Annotated in this window: 21 protein-coding genes; 16 read left to right on the top strand and 5 right to left on the bottom strand. The window is 37.6% G+C overall.

Annotated features, from left to right (window positions below):
- Positions 1 to 27 precede the first annotated feature (27 nt).
- The 9 genes from ACFCYJ_RS21305 (at position 28) to ACFCYJ_RS21265 (ending at position 9,119) form a co-directional block, all read left to right on the top strand.
- On the top strand, positions 28 to 1,530 hold the full coding sequence (locus ACFCYJ_RS21305; protein ID WP_376076754.1) for a sugar ABC transporter ATP-binding protein: 1,503 nt from the start codon (positions 28 to 30) through the stop codon (positions 1,528 to 1,530).
- A gap of 15 nt (positions 1,531 to 1,545) precedes the next feature.
- Positions 1,546 to 2,574, top strand: a complete 1,029-nt coding sequence (locus ACFCYJ_RS21300) for an ABC transporter permease (RefSeq protein ID WP_376076752.1) — start codon at positions 1,546 to 1,548, stop codon at positions 2,572 to 2,574.
- Positions 2,574 to 3,593 (top strand): ABC transporter permease, encoded by a 1,020-nt coding sequence (locus ACFCYJ_RS21295; RefSeq protein WP_376076750.1) that lies wholly within the window; start codon positions 2,574 to 2,576, stop codon positions 3,591 to 3,593. The genes ACFCYJ_RS21300 and ACFCYJ_RS21295 overlap by 1 nt, the downstream gene beginning before the upstream one ends.
- Positions 3,594 to 3,757: 164 nt before the next feature.
- Positions 3,758 to 4,795 (top strand): rhamnose ABC transporter substrate-binding protein, encoded by a 1,038-nt coding sequence (gene rhaS / locus ACFCYJ_RS21290; RefSeq protein ID WP_376076747.1) that lies wholly within the window; start codon positions 3,758 to 3,760, stop codon positions 4,793 to 4,795.
- Positions 4,796 to 5,325: 530 nt separating this feature from the next.
- On the top strand, positions 5,326 to 5,454 hold the full coding sequence (locus ACFCYJ_RS21285; protein ID WP_376076745.1) for an AraC family transcriptional regulator: 129 nt from the start codon (positions 5,326 to 5,328) through the stop codon (positions 5,452 to 5,454).
- Between the two features lie 221 nt (positions 5,455 to 5,675).
- Positions 5,676 to 6,374, top strand: a complete 699-nt coding sequence (locus ACFCYJ_RS21280; RefSeq protein WP_376076742.1) for a response regulator transcription factor — start codon at positions 5,676 to 5,678, stop codon at positions 6,372 to 6,374.
- On the top strand, positions 6,371 to 7,819 hold the full coding sequence (locus ACFCYJ_RS21275; RefSeq protein ID WP_376076739.1) for a HAMP domain-containing sensor histidine kinase: 1,449 nt from the start codon (positions 6,371 to 6,373) through the stop codon (positions 7,817 to 7,819). The genes ACFCYJ_RS21280 and ACFCYJ_RS21275 overlap by 4 nt, the downstream gene beginning before the upstream one ends.
- Entirely contained in the window at positions 7,816 to 8,886 is a 1,071-nt protein-coding gene (locus tag ACFCYJ_RS21270; RefSeq protein WP_376076736.1) for a LolA family protein, read from the top strand. The genes ACFCYJ_RS21275 and ACFCYJ_RS21270 overlap by 4 nt, the downstream gene beginning before the upstream one ends.
- Positions 8,887 to 8,897: 11 nt before the next feature.
- Positions 8,898 to 9,119, top strand: a complete 222-nt coding sequence (locus ACFCYJ_RS21265) for a hypothetical protein (protein WP_376076733.1) — start codon at positions 8,898 to 8,900, stop codon at positions 9,117 to 9,119.
- 90 nt (positions 9,120 to 9,209) lie between these two features.
- Here the strand turns inward: ACFCYJ_RS21265 and ACFCYJ_RS21260 are convergent, their stop codons facing one another.
- The 3 genes from ACFCYJ_RS21260 to ACFCYJ_RS21250 form a co-directional block, all read right to left on the bottom strand.
- The gene (locus tag ACFCYJ_RS21260) at positions 9,210 to 9,539 is read right to left on the bottom strand and encodes a YrdB family protein (RefSeq protein ID WP_376076730.1); all 330 of its coding nucleotides are present in this window, start codon (positions 9,537 to 9,539) and stop codon (positions 9,210 to 9,212) included.
- A gap of 108 nt (positions 9,540 to 9,647) precedes the next feature.
- On the bottom strand, positions 9,648 to 9,977 hold the full coding sequence (locus ACFCYJ_RS21255) for a DUF4260 domain-containing protein (RefSeq protein ID WP_376076728.1): 330 nt from the start codon (positions 9,975 to 9,977) through the stop codon (positions 9,648 to 9,650).
- Positions 9,978 to 9,987: 10 nt separating this feature from the next.
- Positions 9,988 to 10,428, bottom strand: coding sequence for a MerR family transcriptional regulator (locus tag ACFCYJ_RS21250; RefSeq protein WP_376076725.1), 441 nt, complete (start codon positions 10,426 to 10,428; stop codon positions 9,988 to 9,990).
- Positions 10,429 to 10,544: 116 nt separating this feature from the next.
- Here ACFCYJ_RS21250 and ACFCYJ_RS21245 point away from each other — a divergent pair, with 116 nt between their 5' ends.
- From ACFCYJ_RS21245 to ACFCYJ_RS21225, 5 genes are all read left to right on the top strand, one after another.
- Positions 10,545 to 11,051, top strand: coding sequence for a sigma-70 family RNA polymerase sigma factor (locus ACFCYJ_RS21245; protein WP_376076723.1), 507 nt, complete (start codon positions 10,545 to 10,547; stop codon positions 11,049 to 11,051).
- The gene (locus ACFCYJ_RS21240; RefSeq protein ID WP_376076720.1) at positions 11,044 to 12,246 is read left to right on the top strand and encodes a hypothetical protein; all 1,203 of its coding nucleotides are present in this window, start codon (positions 11,044 to 11,046) and stop codon (positions 12,244 to 12,246) included. Before ACFCYJ_RS21245 ends, ACFCYJ_RS21240 begins: the two co-directional genes overlap by 8 nt.
- Before the next feature lie 404 nt (positions 12,247 to 12,650).
- Entirely contained in the window at positions 12,651 to 14,099 is a 1,449-nt protein-coding gene (locus ACFCYJ_RS21235; RefSeq protein WP_376076717.1) for a tetratricopeptide repeat-containing diguanylate cyclase, read from the top strand.
- A 187-nt stretch (positions 14,100 to 14,286) separates the two neighbouring features.
- Positions 14,287 to 14,802: a sigma-70 family RNA polymerase sigma factor gene (locus ACFCYJ_RS21230; RefSeq protein WP_376076714.1), complete on the top strand. Its 516-nt coding sequence runs from the start codon at positions 14,287 to 14,289 to the stop codon at positions 14,800 to 14,802.
- Entirely contained in the window at positions 14,789 to 15,451 is a 663-nt protein-coding gene (locus ACFCYJ_RS21225) for a TIGR04104 family putative zinc finger protein (protein WP_376076712.1), read from the top strand. Before ACFCYJ_RS21230 ends, ACFCYJ_RS21225 begins: the two co-directional genes overlap by 14 nt.
- A gap of 282 nt (positions 15,452 to 15,733) precedes the next feature.
- Here ACFCYJ_RS21225 and ACFCYJ_RS21220 read toward each other — a convergent pair whose 3' ends face one another.
- Positions 15,734 to 16,717, bottom strand: a complete 984-nt coding sequence (locus ACFCYJ_RS21220) for a DUF2167 domain-containing protein (protein WP_376076709.1) — start codon at positions 16,715 to 16,717, stop codon at positions 15,734 to 15,736.
- Positions 16,718 to 16,746: 29 nt separating this feature from the next.
- A complete protein-coding gene (locus ACFCYJ_RS21215) occupies positions 16,747 to 16,956 on the bottom strand; it encodes a hypothetical protein (protein WP_376076707.1) in 210 nt (69 codons plus the stop codon).
- Between the two features lie 544 nt (positions 16,957 to 17,500).
- Here ACFCYJ_RS21215 and ACFCYJ_RS21210 point away from each other — a divergent pair.
- On the top strand, positions 17,501 to 18,085 hold the full coding sequence (locus ACFCYJ_RS21210) for a biotin transporter BioY (protein WP_376076704.1): 585 nt from the start codon (positions 17,501 to 17,503) through the stop codon (positions 18,083 to 18,085).
- A 233-nt stretch (positions 18,086 to 18,318) separates the two neighbouring features.
- Positions 18,319 to 19,893 carry an amidohydrolase gene (locus tag ACFCYJ_RS21205; protein ID WP_376076703.1) on the top strand — a complete coding sequence of 525 codons (1,575 nt, stop codon included), beginning with the start codon at positions 18,319 to 18,321 and terminating at the stop codon, positions 19,891 to 19,893.
- Positions 19,894 to 20,064 lie beyond the last annotated feature (171 nt).

Below are 20,064 nucleotides of genomic sequence, written 5' to 3'. Positions count from 1 at the left end.
TGGATAAAGCAAAGGGGGATGGTTTAGATGACGGAATATGTTTTAGAGTTACGGAGAGTAACCAAACAGTTTCCCGGAGTAACGGCTCTAGATAATGTGAATTTAAAATTAAAAAAGGGTGAGATTCATGCATTAATGGGAGAGAACGGCGCAGGAAAATCAACATTCATTAAAATTATTACAGGAGTATATGCCCCTAATGAGGGAGAAATTATTTTGCATGGAGAGAGTGTGCAATTTAATAATCCAAAGGAGGCACAAGCTAAAGGAATTGCAGCAATTTATCAGCATGTTACCAACTATCCAGATTTGACTGTCACTGAAAATATTTTTATGGGGCATGAACGAGTTAGTCCGCGTACGAAACGATTACTATGGAAAGAAATGCATGCTGAGGCGAAAAAGATTTTAGTTCAACTAGGGTCATCTATTGATCCTAAAACAGAGATGAGTGCATTAAGCGTAGCACAGCAACAAATTGTAGAAATTGCGAAGGCCATTTCTACAAATGCCAATATTATTATTATGGATGAACCGACAGCTGCCTTAACAGCGCGTGAAAGTGAGGAACTTTACCGGATTGCAGAAACATTACGAGATCAAGGAGCTTCTATTATATTTATCTCTCATCGTTTTGAGGATATGTACAGGCTTGCCACACAGGTCACTGTACTGCGTGATTCTAAATATATGGGAAGCTGGGGAGTGCATGAAATTTCAAATGAAGATTTAATTGTGCAAATGGTTGGCCGTGAAATTTCGCAAGTGTTTCCAAATAAGCATAATCAAATTGGTGAAAAAATTGTAGAAGTAAGGGATTTAGGAAAAGTTGGATACTTCGCTGATATTTCTTTTGAAGTACATCGAGGAGAAATCCTAGGGTTAACAGGATTAGTGGGGGCAGGGCGTACAGAGGTATGCCAAGCACTTTTTGGTATCGCACTAGCGGATAAAGGAGACATTTTTATTAAGGGACAAAAAGTTGTTATTAAAAAGCCGCAGGATGCAATGAAACTAGGAATTGGTTACTTGCCTGAAGATCGTCAACTCCAAGGATTAATTTTATCGTGGGAAATTGGTCAAAATATTACTCTTCCAGCTTTACGTCAGTATGCGACAAATGGATGGCTACGTACAGCTAAGGAGGCTCAAGTTGCTAAAAAATTAGCAGAGAAAGTAAATGTAAAAGCAAACTCTATTTTTGATTTAGTCAGCTCTTTATCGGGTGGAAATCAACAGAAAGTAGCAGTTGCTAAGCTACTTACGAGTGATGTAGACATTATCATTTTAGATGAGCCGACAAAAGGAGTAGATGTAGGGGCGAAATCCTCCATTTATGAAATTGTAAATGAACTTTCGGCACAGGGATATGGCGTAATACTTGTTTCATCAGAAATGCCTGAGATTCTAGGTTTAAGTGACCGGATTATTGTTATGAAAGAGGGACGTATAACACGAACATTACATCGAAATGAGGCCACGCAGGAGAAAATATTAGAGGCGTCGATGGGAACAGAAGTAACTGTATAAGTGGGGTGTGAAAATATGGAGACATTACAGCAAACGACAAATTCAGTGGATGCGCTAGCAGAGAATCGTTGGTTGACAAATATCTATAAATTTAGAGAACTGGGGTTAATTGGCTTCATTGTTGTCCTATGTATTTTTATTCAATGGAGAAATAGTAGCTTTCTCACTTTAGAAAATATTAATGATTTAATGACAAATGCTGCAATTTTAAGCATTCTTGCAGTGGGGATGATGCTTGTATTAATTACACGAGGAATTGATCTATCCATAGGGGCTATTATTGGCTTGACAGGAATGATTAGTGCCCAGTTTGTCAGTAATTATCATTTACATCCTGTCCTAGTACTGTTGCTTGGGATAGGGTTAGGTATTCTATGCGGTGTAATCAATGGCACACTCATTGCCAAGCTTGGCATTTTACCTATCATTGCTACATTAGCATTGATGAATATTTTCCGTGGACTTACTTATCGAGTGAGCAATGGTGAATGGGTTAGCTCTTATCAAATGTCTGAAAGTTTTTTAGCGATGGCAACAGGTAAATTATTCGGAGTTAATCATTTAGTGATCATTGCAATTGCTATTTATATTATTTTTTACTATTTTATCAATCACACCATTACAGGACGTCAAATTTATGCAGTTGGCAGCAATCCGGAATCGGCTGTTGTTAGTGGTATTCCTGACAAGAAAATACTAATTTTAGTGTATGCCATTATGGGAGGGCTCTCTGGTCTAGCTGGTGTATTATGGGTAGCCAAATTTGCATCCGCTCAAGGAGATACTGGTTCAGGCTATGAATTGACGGTTATTGCTGCCTGTATTTTAGGCGGTGTCAGTATTGCTGGTGGAGCTGGGAAAATTTCAGGTGTATTACTTGGTGCTTTGCTGTTAGGAATTTTGCAAAATGCACTGCCATTACTAAATGTATCTCCATTTTGGCAAACAGGTATTCAAGGTATCATTATTTTATTTGCAGTCATTTTAAACACACTTGTAAAACGTAGCGTAGATCGTAATAACTTATTAAGGAGGAAGATTTAGTGAATGAAAAAATACTTGTAGAAACAAAGCATCTTCCACGTAATTTACTACATGAAAAAACATTTTCATGGAAAAATTTCTTCTTTCAATGGGAATGGCTATTAATGATAATATTGTTGCTTGTTTTTGTTGTCAATACAGTGCTATCACCTTATTTTCTTAACGCTACTAGCTTATTAGATGCAACGATGATGTTTTTAGATAAAGCATTTATTGTGTTTCCGATGGCGCTAATAATGATTTTAAGGGATATTGATATTTCCGTAGGATCCATTGTAGCGCTAGCCTCTGTTGTTATGGCGACTGTATACAATGCAGGGGTATCTATGGAGTTCGCCATCATTTTATGCTTAATCGTGGGAGCGTTATGTGGTCTTATCAATGGATTGTTAACCGTTAAATTTAAAGAGCTTTCTGCAGTTATTGTGACATTAGGAACAATGATTTTATTTAGAGGGATTGCCTATATCATTTTAGAGGATCAATCATCTGGTGCATTCCCGGATTGGTTTAGTTTTTTTGGATGGGGTTATGTGGGGCCGATACCGTTTATCTTAATCGTATTTGTCATTGTAGCTATTTCCTTTACGTTACTTTTACACAAAACAACATTTGGACGTCGTGTATATGCAATGGGTAGTAATCCAACAGCAAGTTGTTTCTCGGGCATTAGTGTAGATAAAATACGGGTGATTATTTTTATGCTGGCTGGACTTATGGCAGCTATTACAGCTATTTTCTTAGTATCACGTATGGGAAGTACAAGGCCTAATATTGCAACAGGCTATGAGTTAGATATTATTGCAATGGCTGCTTTAGGGGGAATAAGCACTGCAGGTGGTAAAGGTCGTATGCTAGGAACAATTATTGCGATTTTTATTATCGGATATTTACAGTATGGCTTAGGGTTAATGAATGTATCTGCACAAACATTGCTTATTGTTATAGGGTTGCTGTTATTGCTATCTGTATCAGTGCCTAAATTTAAACTACCAACTTTCTTCACTAAAAAAGCATGAGTCGATTTACATTGGGTGTATATAAAAGCAATAAAAGATATCAATCTAAATGGTTTTGGTCATGACGATCGGCCGTTAATATGCTGTAAATGCCAAAATTGGAAGAGTTCATTTGTTTTGTGTATACCTAATTTAAATAAAAAATTTACTTAGGGGGTTATGGTATGAAAAAGTTTTGGAGCTTTGTGTTAACGATGACACTCGTATTATTTGTATTATCTGCATGCAACTCAGATTCCCCATCTAAAGAAGACAAAACATCAGGTGATAAGGAGAATAATAAGTATGCTTTTATTTTTAAAAACACCGGCAATCCTTATGGTGAAAAGATGCAGGAAGGCTTCAAACAGGCTATTAATGAAATTGGTGGAGAGGTAATTTTTCGTTCTCCAGAGCAACCAACTGCTGAAGGGCAAATTCAAATTATTGAGCAGCTAATAACGCAAAATGTAACTGCCATTGCTGTGGCAGCAAATGATTTCGACGCATTAGAACCTGTGTTAAAAAAGGCGAAGAGTAAGGGAATTAAGGTGCTATCTACAGATTCTGCAGCAAATGCTAATAGTCGTATGCTTCATGTTAACCAGGCTAATCCTGAGCGCATTGGTCGTATTCAAATTGAAGCGGTATCAGAAATGATTGGTGGTGAGGGAGAGATTGCTATTTTAAGCGAAACATCGCAAGCATCTAATCAAAATCTATGGATAGAGTGGATGAAAAAGGAATTAGAAGATCCTAAATATGCAAATATTAAACTAGTTAAAGTTGCATATGGTGATGGTTTACGTGATAAAAGTGTATCTGAAACAGAGGCGCTATTAAAATCTTATCCTAACTTGAAGGCAATTATTGCACCAACAACAGTAGGGATTGCAGCAGCTGGAAAAGTATTATCTGATAAAAATTTAGGAGGAAAAGTAGCTTTAACAGGACTAGGGTTACCTAGTGAAATGGCTAGTTACATTGAAAATGGTGTATCGCCTTGGATGTATCTGTGGAACCCTATTGATGTAGGTTATGCTACTGGTTATGCAGCAGCTGATTTAGTGAATGGTAATAAGGGTGAGGTTGGTGAAAAATTTGAATTAGGAACATTGGGTTCATTTGAAGTAGTAGAAGATGGAGAAGGCTCACAAGTTATGCTAGGTGATCCATTTAAGTTTGATGCGACAAATATAGCTGAGTGGAAGGATGTTTTCTAATCCATTACTAACACTGTCTAACGGTCGAAGTTTTCGACGTGCTAGACAGTGTTATCAATACCATAAATATTGGTGTGCAATTGATAGGATGTGGGATTTTCAATGGATACATGTACAGGGGCAATCTATGAGAGGTTATTGTAGCTTATTTCGACAGTTTACAAAGAGTCCGTTGATATCAACACCACAAGAGCTATTTAAGGATGCCTTTCAAAATATACTAATGATTAGAAATGAGCAAGGGATGGACGCTCAACTTAAATACTTACTCATAAAGTTTTGACGGAATGGATGACACAGATACTCGAAAGGTATTTACGGAAAGGTGAGCTAAAAGCTAAGGTTCCGGATTACCTACAGGAGGTACATGCTTTATTGACAACACAGTTTGCTGAACATCTATCTCTTTGTCATTTGGAGCGAAAATTTGCTATTAGCCGTTATACGTTGATTCGTCACTTTAAGCAATTTTATAGTATGACACCAAATGCCTATTTAATTTTGCGTAGGATGATAGCCACTGAACCATTGTGCAGGAGACAGCCCTTTCGGTACAACAGATTGGAGAGATGGTAGGCGTGTTTCATACAGGCCATTTCATTCGTTTATTTAAAAGTTATAAAGGTTTGACACCGCATACATTTCGAAAATCATTATAAATGTATGTTCGACTAGCTATTATATTTTTAATAGATGGAAGTAAAAGGTTCCTTGCCGGTTACATCATTTTTATATAATCTAAGAATGCACAATGAGCGCGTGCATTCTTTTTTATTGAAGTAATCAGACGGATATCCAGATCTATGGTAATTATAAAGAAAGTATAAAGTTCAGAAAAAATGTCTTTTTACATAGTAAGGTTAATGCAGGAGGAAAACAGATGAAAGAAAAGCTATTACTGATTGAGGATGATACGGCGATTGGGCGTATTGTGAAGGAAACGCTTGAGCAAGAGGGTTACCAAATTACTTGGGCAACAACAGGACTTGAAGGGCTAGCTGATTTTCAAGCAGATTCTTTCGATTTAGTGTTAGTCGATTGGATGTTACCTGAGATGGATGGTCTTACTGTTTGTCAAAATATTCGTTGGGAAAGTGATATACCTATTTTAATGATGAGTGCGCGTAAGGAAGAGGCAGATAAGGTTGAGGGCTTGCAGGGCGCTGATGATTATATTGCGAAGCCGTTTAGCTTAGAGGAGTTAAAGGCACGAGTAGCCTCACACTTACGCCGCTGGAAACGTTATTCGAAAAAAGAAATCGCTGAAGATGTAACATCCTTTGCACACGGCTTAAAAATTGATTGGCAGAAGGAAACAGCGCACCTTGATGATCAAGAGCTTGCCTTAACACAGAAGGAATTTGCCCTGTTAAAACTACTTACGAAAAATCCAAGCCAAACCTTTTCAAAAGAAGAGCTCTATCAGCATATTTGGCAACAGGCGAGCGTAGATGAAACACATACAGTCACAGTACATATAAAGGCGCTTCGAGAAAAGCTAAAAGACCCAGTAAAATCACCGTATTATATACAAACAGTATGGGGCAAGGGGTACCGCTTTATCGGTGAACTTTTATGAAGATTAAAACATGGTTACTCATCACTTTCTTCATCGTGATGGTTTTACCGATAACAGGTGCTTATAGCCTTTATGTGTGGATCAATGCCTATTACCAAGATAAAAACGTTGGTGAATATTTTGAAAAATTAACAGAGCTCAATCAGGTAAAATCTGTTCTCGAAAATCCTATGTATTATAAAAAAAATGCGGATATAAAGGATATTGAAGCACTAACGAATGAGCATCTTGCAATTACTCTTTACTCGAAATCAGACTTGATTTTGCATTCCTCAAATCCATTGAAACAGGTGTTTGATTCTAAAGATAGAATTTTTAAAGGTTTATATGAGCTAAAGCAAAACTACAATGCTTTTACTTATAAAGAACCTGTTTATCAAGATGGAGAATTGCTTGGGGTTTATGAGATTCAATTAGTTAGGACGGATTGGGTAAAAGGTGTAGAAAGTCGTTCTTGGCTTGTAATAGCTAGCTCTATATTTTTATTTCTCCTTATTTATTTTGCAGTAATGATGCTACTTAACCGTAAATTAAATCGCCCGTTACATGAACTGATGCGGCAAATGCGTACTTTTGCAAAGGGAGAGCATGTAGAAACAAATTTAGTGGCAAGAAAAGATGAAATTGGGGAACTTGCTCAAACCTTTCTTGCCATGCAGGACGAAATTGAAACAGCGCGTGCTCACTTGAAAACCGAGCAACAGCAAAAGGAGCTAATGATTGCAAGTATTTCCCATGATTTGAAAACACCTCTTACAGCTATTCAAGCATATGCTGAATCTTTACAAAGCAAGGCGTTATCAGAAGAACAGCAAGACGAGTACCGACAGATAATTTTAACAAAGTCTGAAACGATGAAGCATATGTTAGAGGATTTACTAATGTACACTTTACTGCAATCGACAAGCTATCATTTAGAACTTGTTGCAGTTGATGGGGCAGAGTTTTTTGAAATGGCACTGTCTGATTACGAGCAGCTGTGCAAAGATCAAGGATTTATGCTTGAAGTTACTTGTGACATAGAGGGTATGTATGCAGTGCATCCGAAGCAGCTTCAACGGGTGATCGACAATTTAATGAGTAATGCTTGGCGCTATGGAGCAGTAGGTACAACGATAGGCTTAGCAGCCGTGAATGCTGGACAATGTCCTAAAGGGTACTTTGATCTTGTATTGCCAGCACTGAATAAGCAGAATGGTATGTATATCATTGTACAAAATAGCGGGCAAGGTGTAAAAAAAGATGATATCGAGAAGCTATTCGAGCCCATGTACCAAGCAGATTCAGCACGAACTAAGGCTGGGGAGCGCGGCACTGGACTAGGATTAAATATAGCAAAACAAATAATAGAAAAACACGGTGGGACAGTAGAGCTTATATCAAAAGAAAACTATGGGACAGCTGTACTTTGCTGGTTACCATCATTTAAAGGAGAGAATTCATGATGAATTGGAAAAAATCATTACGTGCAGCAGGTTTAGTTGCTGCCCTAACATTTAGCTTAGTAGGTTGTAATACAGAGGGATCATATTCACCACAGGAAATTATTGATCATGCATTACAGGAAACGAAAGAACCACTTACGTATTACGGTGAATACACAATGGATATAGGCGAGGCTGGTGAAAAAGCTCAAGTCAAAGAGTGGATTAAAGATGGTAAACGACGTATTGAGTCGACAACTGAAAATGGTGAGCATAGCATCGCAGTCAACGATGGCTCACAGATTATGATGTATGATGTTGTTAAAAACACTGTTCATAAATTAGATATTAGCAACGGTGGGTTAGATGAAATCCCATCACAAAGAGACCAGTTAGAATTACTATTTAACGCAGTAAAGGATACACATGATGTGAAAATTGCAGGAGAGGAGAAGATTGCTGGAAGAGATACGTATAAAGTTGTCGCGAAAGCTAAAAAAGATGATACTTTAATAGGTGATATAGAAGTATGGGTCGATAAAAAAACATGGGTAACGTTAAAAACAATAACGAATAGTGCTGGAAGTAAAATGACATCAGAGTATACGAAAATGGATGAAAATGCAAAAATTGATGATGCACAATTTACACTTGATATTCCAAAGGATGCAAAAGTAGAAGACATAAATGTACCTGAACCTGAATCGGTGACACTGGATACAGTGAAAGAACAGCTTGGCGAATTTTTATTGGTGCCAGAAGTAAATGGACTAACTTTGGAGGATATTTCATTAGATAAAGGGATAGAAGATCATTCAGCATATACCTTTAGCTATGCGAAGAATGGTCAGCAAGATATTTCAGTAACAGTTGTTAAAGCAACTAGCAATGCTAAGAAGGAAGAGCCTATTAAAGGTCAAAAAGAAATGGACATCCGAGGTCAAAAAGGTACTGTAATGGATGAGAAAAACTTCCGTTATATTAGCTGGCAGGAAAACGGCTATCAATATAGCATTTTTCTTGCAAAACCTAAGCTTACTATCGAAGACCTTGTAGCCTATGCAAAACAAATGACCATCGTTAAGTGAGGTGAATTGTAATGAAAAGAAATGAATTTATCAAATGTCTTGCATTGTTTTTATTTAGCACAGTTTTTTTATACGGTGTAGGTGAAACATATGGCGTTCCGTGGCTGCAATTTCATTTCTTAGGACAATTCAATCATGGAGGTTTTTATTTCAGTTTTAGTTCTTTAACCCCTATACTTGGCGGCTTGCTAATTGTTGCGCTATATGAAACGAAGATAAAGCGACTTATTTAACTTCTTTCAGCGGGTGAGAAAATCCACTTTAAAAAAGAGTGGATTTTCTTTTTTGTCTTGATTTAGGCCACTTTTAAAAACGTGGATTTTTTAGCGTTGATGAAATACAGACAATAAAATCTCATTAATGATGATTAGTATAGCAAATACAATAGCTAATTGTGTTCGGCCTGTAGCATATAAAGCTAAGGCGGCTAGAGAGAATATCACGAATTCAAACATAAAATGCGAAATCCCACTCAATGGAAATGTTGCTTTGGGTGAACCAAACATACTCCAAAGAACTACGAACAAAGCGGGTGCTCCAATGCCTAGTAAAAGCTTAAAAAACATGCCTTTCCCAGTTTGTATACCCCAATATCCAAAAGCCATTAACACACAAATTTTTAATAGAAAGCGAAGAACTAAATTCAACACCATAGTATCCCTCCGAAAAATTGGTTTTTGAAAGGGGAAACATAAACACTGATAAAGTGAAAAGATTTGCTGATAAGAACGTCGCTTACCGATAGAGTCGCAACTTCTAACTTAAGCTATTTGTTGTAAATGAGTTTTTGTAAAGGCTTCATCATATTTTAATCCATAGCCTAGTGCACGATCTAAAAATATATGAGCTAGCCAAATTATAGAGGCCATTAGTAGCGGTGATGATACAGTGACAAAGCCCATAATTAAGAGAATGGCTGGCAAGGCTAAACTATGGCCAATGTTGTAAAACAACGCGCCGACTTTAGTGTTTACTATGTAGCCTAACATCGTTATATCAGGTAGTAATAAAAGCAGTACAAAATATAGGAACGAAAATTCAAAATGCCAGTAGAAAAATACAGTTACTAAAAATGCTATTAAATATTCCAATGAGATTATTTTACGTAGTTTTATGATGAACACTTCCTTCTTGTAATTTATTATACATATCCTCGATCAGTGAGCCGATGACTAACTTATTTTCAGCGTATTTGCCTTCAGCCAATAGTGTTTGAGTGAGCTGTAAGGATTGTAGTGCCTGCTGATAAAAAAATAACTGCTGCTCAATATGGGTGATTTTTGCTGAGAATAGCTGTACTGTTTCTTGATTGCAGGAATCTGAAATAGGCTTTTGCTCTAGTGTAAGGAGCTGTTTGATTTCTTGTAATGTAAAGCCAACCTGTCTTAATACTAAAATGAATTTTATTGTATGTTCACAAGTGACATCATACACGCGATAGCCATTGTCCTGTTTACTTGGATGTAATAATCCTTCTTTTTCATAGTAACGTACGGTATCAGTAGATAAATTATACTTAGCTGCAAATTGTTTGATAAGCATGTGAGCACCTCCTAAATTTATCCTAACATTGGAGTATGCTCCAAGGTCAATACCATTTTTTGAAATAAAGTGAAACGGTCATTTATTGGCAGTCGTTTATAGTGTAAGAGGGGGAGGTGAACGGCATACTTGAAAAAATGATGGATGAACATGCAGAGCATTTATTGCGTCTCGCCTATTTTTATGTGAAAAATAGGCACGCAGCAGAGGATATTGTGCAGGAGGTTTTTATAAAATTTTCTCAGCATGATTATGAGGAACGTGGACAGCTACGTGCTTATTTATCTAGGTTAACGATTAATAAAAGCAAGGATTATTTAAAAAGTTGGCATTATAAAAAATTGATTTTACAAGAAAAAATATTTCCTGAGAAGGCTAACATACAACGCGATACACTGGTTAAAGCGGAGGAAAGATCGCATATCGGAGCAGCTATTCTAAAGCTTCCACTAACATATAGAGAGCCAATCATCCTTTACTATTATGAAGAGATGAAGATTGCCGAAATAGCACAGGTTCTAGGTATTGTAGAAAACACTGTTAAAACAAGGTTAAAAAGGGCAAGAGAAGCCTTAAAGTCTCAACTAAAGCTAGAGGAATGGGAGGTGCTTGGACATGAATGAATGGCAAAAAGAGTTGGTGAGAGTGGCAGGGGATATGGTAGAGAGTAAGGAGCGTATCAAAAATCGTGTCTTACAGCAGCAGGTTGTCAAACCTAAAAAGCCCATTCGTTTCGTGCTTTTAACGGCAATTGTGACGTTTTGCTTAGTTGGATTTGTCATAGTGCAACTACTAAATAAGGAAACGCGACAATCGGCAAATTTGTTTAACGATACGCAGCTTGTTCATTTTGAAAATATTATGCGGATCAATTGGGGTAAACAAGACGAGGAATTTTATACAATAGAGGCATTTGAACGCTACAAAAAGGTAATTGCCACTTATTATTATGCGAAGTCACTTGGTCTTCAATATTCTGAGGCTGAGCTAAAGGCTGTAAGGAAGGAGCATTATGACGAGCTTATTATGTTACAACAATCACCTGAATATGCTGAGCTTTTAAAAGAGAAGGGAGTCGATAAATACTTTACAACGTATGTGGAGCCGTTGTTACCGATGTATACAGCTAAAAAAAAGCTTGGTACCTTTTACTTGGGGAAGTACCCCACTCTCCCGAACGGTATAGTACAAGAAATAGCCGCTCAAGATGCCATCCGTTATTTTGATAAACATTTTGCAGAACAGGTAAAAACGTTTCAGGAGCAAAATGAAATCAAGAATTATTCAAGTAATTCACATGGAATTACGTATGTGGGAACAGTCATAAAAGTAGAATCCAATACCTTTCTATTTGTTGAAGAGGCTATTCCAGAAGACTTAGGAAAACTTTCGCAAGTGCAAATCATGAATAAGTACCCAAAAGCAACTTGGTATCCGGTTTTAGATGATTTCCCAGTAAAGCAAGGAGATTATGTTCGTATAGAATCAAATAGGAATGAGTCAATTGATGAAAATGGAAGTGTTACACACTACGGCGTTTTAAACAATGTGGACATTGTTGAACCAACCGTCACGACTAAGCTCAACATTCAAAATGAACAGGAAGTCATGCAATTCTTTCGACAAACAGAGTGGCAGCCTACTGAAGATACAGGAAGCCCTCCAGGTTATTCATTTATGCTAGAGGGAGTTCGTGTAGATGTCTGGGATAGTAACGATCAATCACTTTATTTGTGTAAAGTGGGTTACGGTACTGCACATCTTAGTCAAAAAAGGTCGGAAGAGTTAAAGAAGCTTTTAGGTATTAAAGAACCTTAACAGGCAAAGCTACTTCTTGTATCCATATAGGTGTATGATAATATAATAGGCTGACCTCGCCATTTGGACTTTTGCTTTATGACGAGGTTTGCCTTGTTTAGTATTTTAATCGTTTTGATTTCAATGTGGAAATCCACCCAACATTCTTCAAGTCTCTTTAAAGAAGAGGCTTGTTTTTTCTTTGTTGGGAAATTATAGTTTTTGTACTGTCTTAAATATTCTCCATATAAAAAGAGTCATATTTACATAGGGGATATCATCTTTTTAGGAGAAATGAATCATCGAATGTTATTTTGAGGTTAATTTTACTCATTAATTTGAAAATAAATGAGTCTGAGGAATTGTAATATTATGCACATAAAGATAGTATTAAAGAAGTAGGGGTTACGATAAGGAGGGGCGGTATGAACACACAGGAGTTTGAAGAATTATGGATTACGCTCAATGAATTGTATGATGCGAATCGCTTTATAGAATATATAGAATTAAGTAATGCCGCAATTGAAAGTGCTATTGAGCTTGGTATGTATAAAAAAGCAATTCTGTTATTACGCTATAGCTGTGCAAGCTATTTTCAAACAGGTGATTTGCAAGTGTCCATTAGTGTGCTTGAGCAATATCGCGAATTAACCTTTCAATATGGCGATGATATCGATTTAATCCATCATTATATTTTAGCATCCATTTATTGGGGGACATTTGGCCATATAAAGAAATCTAAAGAGTTTATGATCAAGGGACTAGAGATTGCTGAGCGTATTCAACATACAGATAGCTTAGGGAAAATTTATAATAATTTAAGCGACTTAGAAAACTCTTTAGGGAACTATCAAAAATCGAAGGATTTTGCATTAAAGAGCCTATACTTTGGCAATTATTTTGAGACAAAGCATGAAAATCCTTATTCAGGGGTTATTTATTCAAAAATAAACTTAGCTGTTGCACAAATTTGCTTGGGGGAATTTGATGAAGCAGATGAATTATTGCAAGAGCTGTTACTGATGATTCAGAAACCACCGTATTCCAAGGTACAATTGGAGGTTATGAATGCCTATGCTTTACTTTGTGAAAAACAGGGACGCATTGGCGAGGCCATTGATTTGTATCAAAAGTCGAAGCACTATGCCTTACAAAATAATGATTTAGCGATGCTTCAAACTATATACAATTCTTTAGTGAAGCTTATAGAAGAACAAGGTAATAAACTTGTATTGTGCTCGATACAAAAGGAATATATTGACATACTATTAGAAATACAAAGGGAAAATTATACTCATTTGTTATTTGAGATGGAGTATAATGACCAGAAAAAACGTTTTGAAAAAACTTCCTTTATTGATCCATTAACGAATATTTATAATCGACGTTATTTTGATGAGAATGCAAAGAAAATGCTGGAGAAAGCTTCAGTAGAAAATCAGCAATTAGCATTAATGATGATTGATTTAGACCATTTTAAAGAAATCAATGATACAAATGGTCATTTATTTGGTGATGATGCTTTAACGATTACTGCAACTACATTAAAGGACTATTTTCAATCATTTGAATCGATCGTTGCTCGTTTTGGCGGGGATGAGTTTATTGTGCTTTGTCAATTACAGGAAGGCGAATCTGTTCAAACGATGACGGAAAATCTCTATCAGACATTAAACTCTCTGTCCTTAACAATCAATGATGAGAGCGTTCAGTTGGAATTTAGTATTGGCGTAAGTACAAATAAACAAGTTCGAATTACTGCAGTCGAAGAGTTGATCCATAATGCGGACACAGCACTGTATACGTCAAAGCGCAATGGTCGTAACCAAATCAATGTTTTTAATCATTATAGTGATGCGGTGAATCGTAACTAAACAAGTCAGATGATGGGTATTGACGGTTAAGTGTTACTATCTAGTATTAATCATAAAGGATCTGCTTCATTCCGACGAATAGCCGTTGGAGTTTCGCAGATTCTTTTCTTTTGAAAAAATTTTAAAAAAAGTGAATCGGAAATGAAGCGGCGTCCGTCAGTAGTTTAGAAAGAAGGTGAGGACAACGATGGATATCGAAAATATTATTGCAGAGCACGGTGACTATTTACTAAAAGTTGCTTATTTATATGTGAAAAATGAAGCAACAGCTGAGGACATTGTGCAGGATGTGTTTATCGCCTTTTATCAAAAGCAGGAGCAATTTCGTCAAGAATCATCATTACGTACATATTTAGTGAAAATGACGGTCAATCGAAGCCATGATTATTTGCGTAGCTGGAAAAGTAAACGACTGACACTCTTTGAAAAAATAACAGGGCGTACGACAACAGTCACGCCTGAAAAAGAATTTCTTGCTAAGTCCACAAAACGAGAGCTAGTAGAAGCTTTGTTTACATTATCCGTAGCCTATAGGGAAGTACTGATTCTCTACTATTTTGAGGATATGACGACAGTGGAAATTGCACAGCTCGTATGTTGTCCTGAAGCAACCATACGTACAAGATTACAGCGTGCTAGAAAGCAACTTGCAACAGCAATCGGTGATTATGATTGGGAGGTGTTACGCCATGAATCAATTTAAAGAAGATGTGCTAAATGAACTTCGGGATGTAAAGCTTACAGATGAGAAAAAACTGATGATTGCCCAAAAAGCTCGCAGTAAAACTAAACAAAGAAGAAGTAGTCCGTGGCAATATCGTGTGGTGCTAGCAACGTTTACGCTTTTTGTCATTTGTTTTAGTTATTTATTATCAAACAATAAAAATTCAGGAAGTCATCAGGCAGCTAGCTTACAACAAGAAACGGATACATGGAATATATGGACATTTATACAAAATGATTTCGTAAAAGGTATATTGCTTTTTAGTTTTTTCGTAGGTATTGCCTTAATTATTAAACGTGTGCTAATCAAGAAAGGATATGGCCTACCGGTGTGCATTGAGTGTGGGGAAACTTGGTCAGAGAAGCAAGCTCGAAAAATGTACCGAAAAAATGGACAACTCGAATGTCCTTATTGTGGGAAAAAACAATATCGCACAAAAAAATCTATGCAAATGGGTGGCATTTTAGCATTTCCGTTTCCTTTTATTTCTTTAATGCATTTTATTTTTAATAATATTACGATTGGTATTATTTTCCTTATAATTGCAATTCTTATTTATTATCGTCTATTAGCACCATATGTCTTTGATTTACAAGAAGATGATCCTATCAATGATCCGCTTTGGTAATTTGTGAAGAGAAATTGCTAGCTCTTAACGCAAATGTGGAGGCAATTTAGTTCGAAAAAGGCAGTACCTATTAATATGTAGTAACGACTTTTCGAGCTGCAATTATCTCAAAGAGCAGAGGCTCCATAGTTATTCGCGGATTCTTTAAATGAATAAACGATATGAAAAGCCCCTCCTAATTACTCGGCTATCGAGCGATTAGGAAGGGCTTTGATATTCTTATTTTTAAAATAATTCAATATCCACGTCCGCGAAACATTGAGCGGTTATTCCTCTTGCAAATTAAACTTTCTGCTTGTCAATCTCCTGGTCCTGTGCCGGTTGCTCTGATTGTGCTGGTTGTTCAGATTGTGTCGGCTGCTCCGATTGTTCTGGCTGTTCAGATTGTGTCGATTGTTCCTCCGACTGCTCTTTCTTCAACCCGGTTTTTTTACGAATAAAGCCCCAAATCGCGCCGACGGCCACCACAATTATGATCCCGAACTTCTTCAATAGAGGGATGAGTATAGCAAGCAAGCCCGCTTTTTTGGCAACCGCTAGACCCGCGCCTCCAAGAATTAATCCTGTCAAGCCGTATTCAGCTACCTTATCGGTTTTTTTGTCAAAATCCTCATAGCGCTGACCTTGCTTTAAGTTAAACTGCTTTAGGATCTTGTTGTTAAATACTATACGATCGGCCTGCAAATTCGCCGGATCTGAGACGAGTATCGCTGAGATATAGCCTTGGCGGGATAGAATTCGCACATTGTAGTTAATAACACCGTTGTTCTGATTATCATGCGCCAATAAAGACCACGACAAACTATGTAATTGGTTGTCGTAGAATGGAGCAACATCCCATTTGTCAACGAATAACTGATTTTCAGGGCTTAACTCCTTATTCATTTCTTCCGTACCTTCTTTGTAGCTGTCCAACAAAGCATCAGCATCGATATCAGTTTTCTCGTCGTCTTCTATATGTCCAGATTCTTCATATTCGAAATAAACGGCCCAAGTCTGTTTTTCATCCTTTGGGAAAATCACGCCGATTTCTGACCCGCTCGGTTCCATTCCGCCCTGCGTTAGATACTTTTTCGTATCTTCGGCATTAAGAAAAATAAAATCACTGCCTAACTCCAGTTCCGCTAAATTGGTCCCTACGTCAACTTTCTGTCCACCTTCTACCCAATTCAGCTCTTCTTCGGCGAATGCGGGAACCGCACACACCATCATAATTAAAGTCATAACAGTTACTGATTTTAATAGTTTTGCAATCCACGATTTCAAAATAACTTCCTCCTAAAAATCACATGTTCTTATGCTGCGGACGACTTGTCCTTCTTTCCTTTAAATAAATGCATGCATACTAGGACAGCGCCTATACCTGCAAGAGCAATTTCGACAAAGGTTTCGCCTCCGCCAAAAATGTCGCCAAAAACAGTAAATAATTTGAATTGTAGACCGAATTGCGGCAGTATAAATGCACCTAACCCTAAAATTAAAAATATGATACCAGTACGAAACATAACTTACCCCCCTAATAATGGAAAAATACTTAAGTAGGTTACCATATAAACCAAATTGTTACAATACGAATTCTTCCAACTGAAAATATGCTGGTACAATTTCTGCCGCTTGCTAGCTCACGTTGGAGACTGAGATACCCATTTTTCGTTTTCAAGATACGGGTCTTTTTCCGAATAACTTTTAATCCAAATGGACTAATGATAGTCAAAAAACCAACATTAATTGTAGATTGTTAATGAATCGTACATTCAATATGTATATGTGACTAATCATATTTACGCATTTTTCGATAACCTTTTTTGGAAAAGGGTTGGGTTTTATTTGGTTGGTGTGGTTTTCTTGGTTTATCAAATAACTTTTGATTTGTTTGAATTACAAGCGGACGATCTAAGAATACACCACTTTGGTCATGGCCTTATGATAAGAAATTGCTAGTTCACTATAGCAATTTCTCAAAATAGATTGACAACAGTTTTCATTTGCTTTATCTTTGTGTTAACTTATTTTTATTTGTAGTTAACGCACAAGGGGAGGCAATTTAGTTTGAAGAAGAGTAGTACATATCATTATGTGTTAGCGGCATTTGGTGCAGCGATTATTTCTGTTCTTGCACAAGTAACGATTCCGCTACCACTTATTCCAATTACAGGACAAACATTAGCAGTAGGCTTAGTCGTAACTATTTTAGGGACAAAAGTTGGTACGTTATCAGTACTGCTTTATATTTTACTTGGTGCAGCTAGTCTTCCGGTATTTAGCGGTTTTTCAGGGGGATTGGGTATTTTAGTTGGTCCTACAGGTGGCTATATTGTTGGATTCCTTGTTACGGCAATTATAATGGGCTTATACTTAGATAAATTAGGGCTTACAATTTTCCATGCAATTGTTGCGAACATCATTGGAATGGTTGTGACATTGGCGTTTGGAACGACTTGGTTAAAAATTGTCGGAGATTTAACTTGGACAGCTGCATTTATGGGTGGTGCGGCACCATTTATCATTGTAGGTATTGTGAAAGCTGTTCTAGCAGCATGGTTTGGCGTAATTGTTCGTCGTCGCTTAGAGCGAGCACATTTAATTTCTTTCAGCGGGGTCCAAACACTCGCTGAACAGAGGAACTCAGTCTAAGAACGCCACGTCCTGTGGCAACGACTGAGTGACCAACATCACGTTGGCCCAAAGCCTCCGGCGGATGTCACGGAATCGGAAAGGAGTGCTATAGGATGTTAGCCTAAAATCATCGCATACATGCGATAACGGCTAACTGACCTGCATCACGCAGGCCTAAGCACAAAGCCGATTCCAGACGCAATTATGCCGAAGCATAATTGATTAGAAGCGATTGCATAGGAGGAATTGTTTTGGCAACGTTATGGACAGGTGGAAAAATTTACACGATGGCACAAGCTGGCGAAACAGTTGAAGCAGTCCTTGTTAAAGAAGGAAAAATTGTGGCGACAGGCTCAGTAGAGAGCTTGTCGCCACAAGCTACTTCTATTCGGCATTTACAAGGAAATGTGATGTATCCAGGCTTTGTGGATAGTCATTTACATATTATTGGCTACGGTGAGAAATTAAAGCATATTGATGTATCGAACGTTAGAAGTAAGGACGAGCTACTAGCCATTATTCGTGAAAGGATGCTGGAAGTTCCCACGGATCAATGGGTAATCGCGATAGGGCTTAATGAGACACAATTTGAAGTTCCAATTTTCCCAACATTAGCAGAGCTTGATGCTCTAGGAGAAGCTCATTTAATAATTAAACGCAGCTGTCATCATTTAATCTTAGCTAATTCCAAGGCATTAGCATTTGCAGGCATTACAAAGGACACACCATCACCAGAGGGGGGCGTCATCGATAAGGTGGATGGGCAGTTAACAGGCGTCTTAAAAGATGCAGCATTGTATATGATTGTAAACCATATGCCCCATATTACGCCCGACTATATCGAGGATGCTCTTGAGAAGGCGGTAATCTCCTTACAATCATATGGCTTAGTGGGTGGTCATTCGGAGGATTTAAGCTATTACGGGCCTCCGCTTCAACCTATAAATGCTTTTCGAAAGATTGTCGAGGCAAAGCAATTGTTTAAAGTTCATTTATTACAACACCACACAGTATTTGAGGAAGTTGCCAAGATGGAAGAAACATCTTCTCCGTATCTAGAGTTTGGGGCAATGAAGATCTTTATCGATGGTGCCTTTGGAGGACGTACTGCAGCCTTACGAGAACCATACTATGATGAGCCAGGCAATTGCGGAATACTTGTTCACTCAACTACACAATTAGAGCATTATGTTCAACTGGCGCGTCAGCATGGACAAACAGTGGCAGTGCATGCCATTGGAGATTTAGCTATTGAAACTATTTTAAACGTATTTACCACGTATCCGCCGCGAGAAGGTCAATTAGATCGTGTTATTCATTGTAGTTTGGTGGATAAAGAAATTTTAGAAAAACTTGCTGCGTTGCCTGTCGCAGTGGATATACAGCCGCAATTTGTGCAGGGCGAGTATGCAGCAGAACTAGCTAGGCTAGGGGAGAAACGAGCGAAAGGCTTGCACCCGTTAAAATCGCTGCTTGATCACGGATTAGTCGTTGCGGGTGGCAGTGATGCCCCGATTGAAGTACCAAATCCCTTATATGGTATATACGCTGCTGTAACAAGACGGAATGTTGGAGAATCTCATAACGGCTACGGTCCAATGGAGAAAATATCACGTTTTGAGGCAGTACGACTCTATACTGTAGGAGTTGCACAAATAATCGCTCAAGACCATATTCGAGGTAAGATTGAAAAGGGCTATACAGCAGACTTCACTGTTCTAGAAGAGGATCTTTTTACGATAGCTATTGAAAACGTTCCACAAGTAAAAGTTGCTTATACGGTTGTGGATGGCCGTATTGTTTATGAAAAACGCTGTAAAGAATAAACTTTACAGCGTTTTTGCTTGTCGATAAAAGAAGTTTGTTCAATGCCAACAGAGTGCGGGTGCAGTGGGGTTGTCAATCTAATACTCGAGAAAGCAAAAATAAAAAGAATAGCAAAAACTACTTTGGCTAAAGTTAAATTGAAATGAAGGGGAACAAACAAAAGAAAAAAG

Origin of the sequence: Lysinibacillus sp. NPDC056232 (genome assembly GCF_042267565.1) — a bacterium.
Lineage (GTDB): Bacteria > Bacillota > Bacilli > Bacillales_A > Planococcaceae > Lysinibacillus.
The sequence above is the reverse complement of the archived record's forward strand: the minus strand, read 5'-3'. Positions and strand labels throughout refer to the sequence as shown.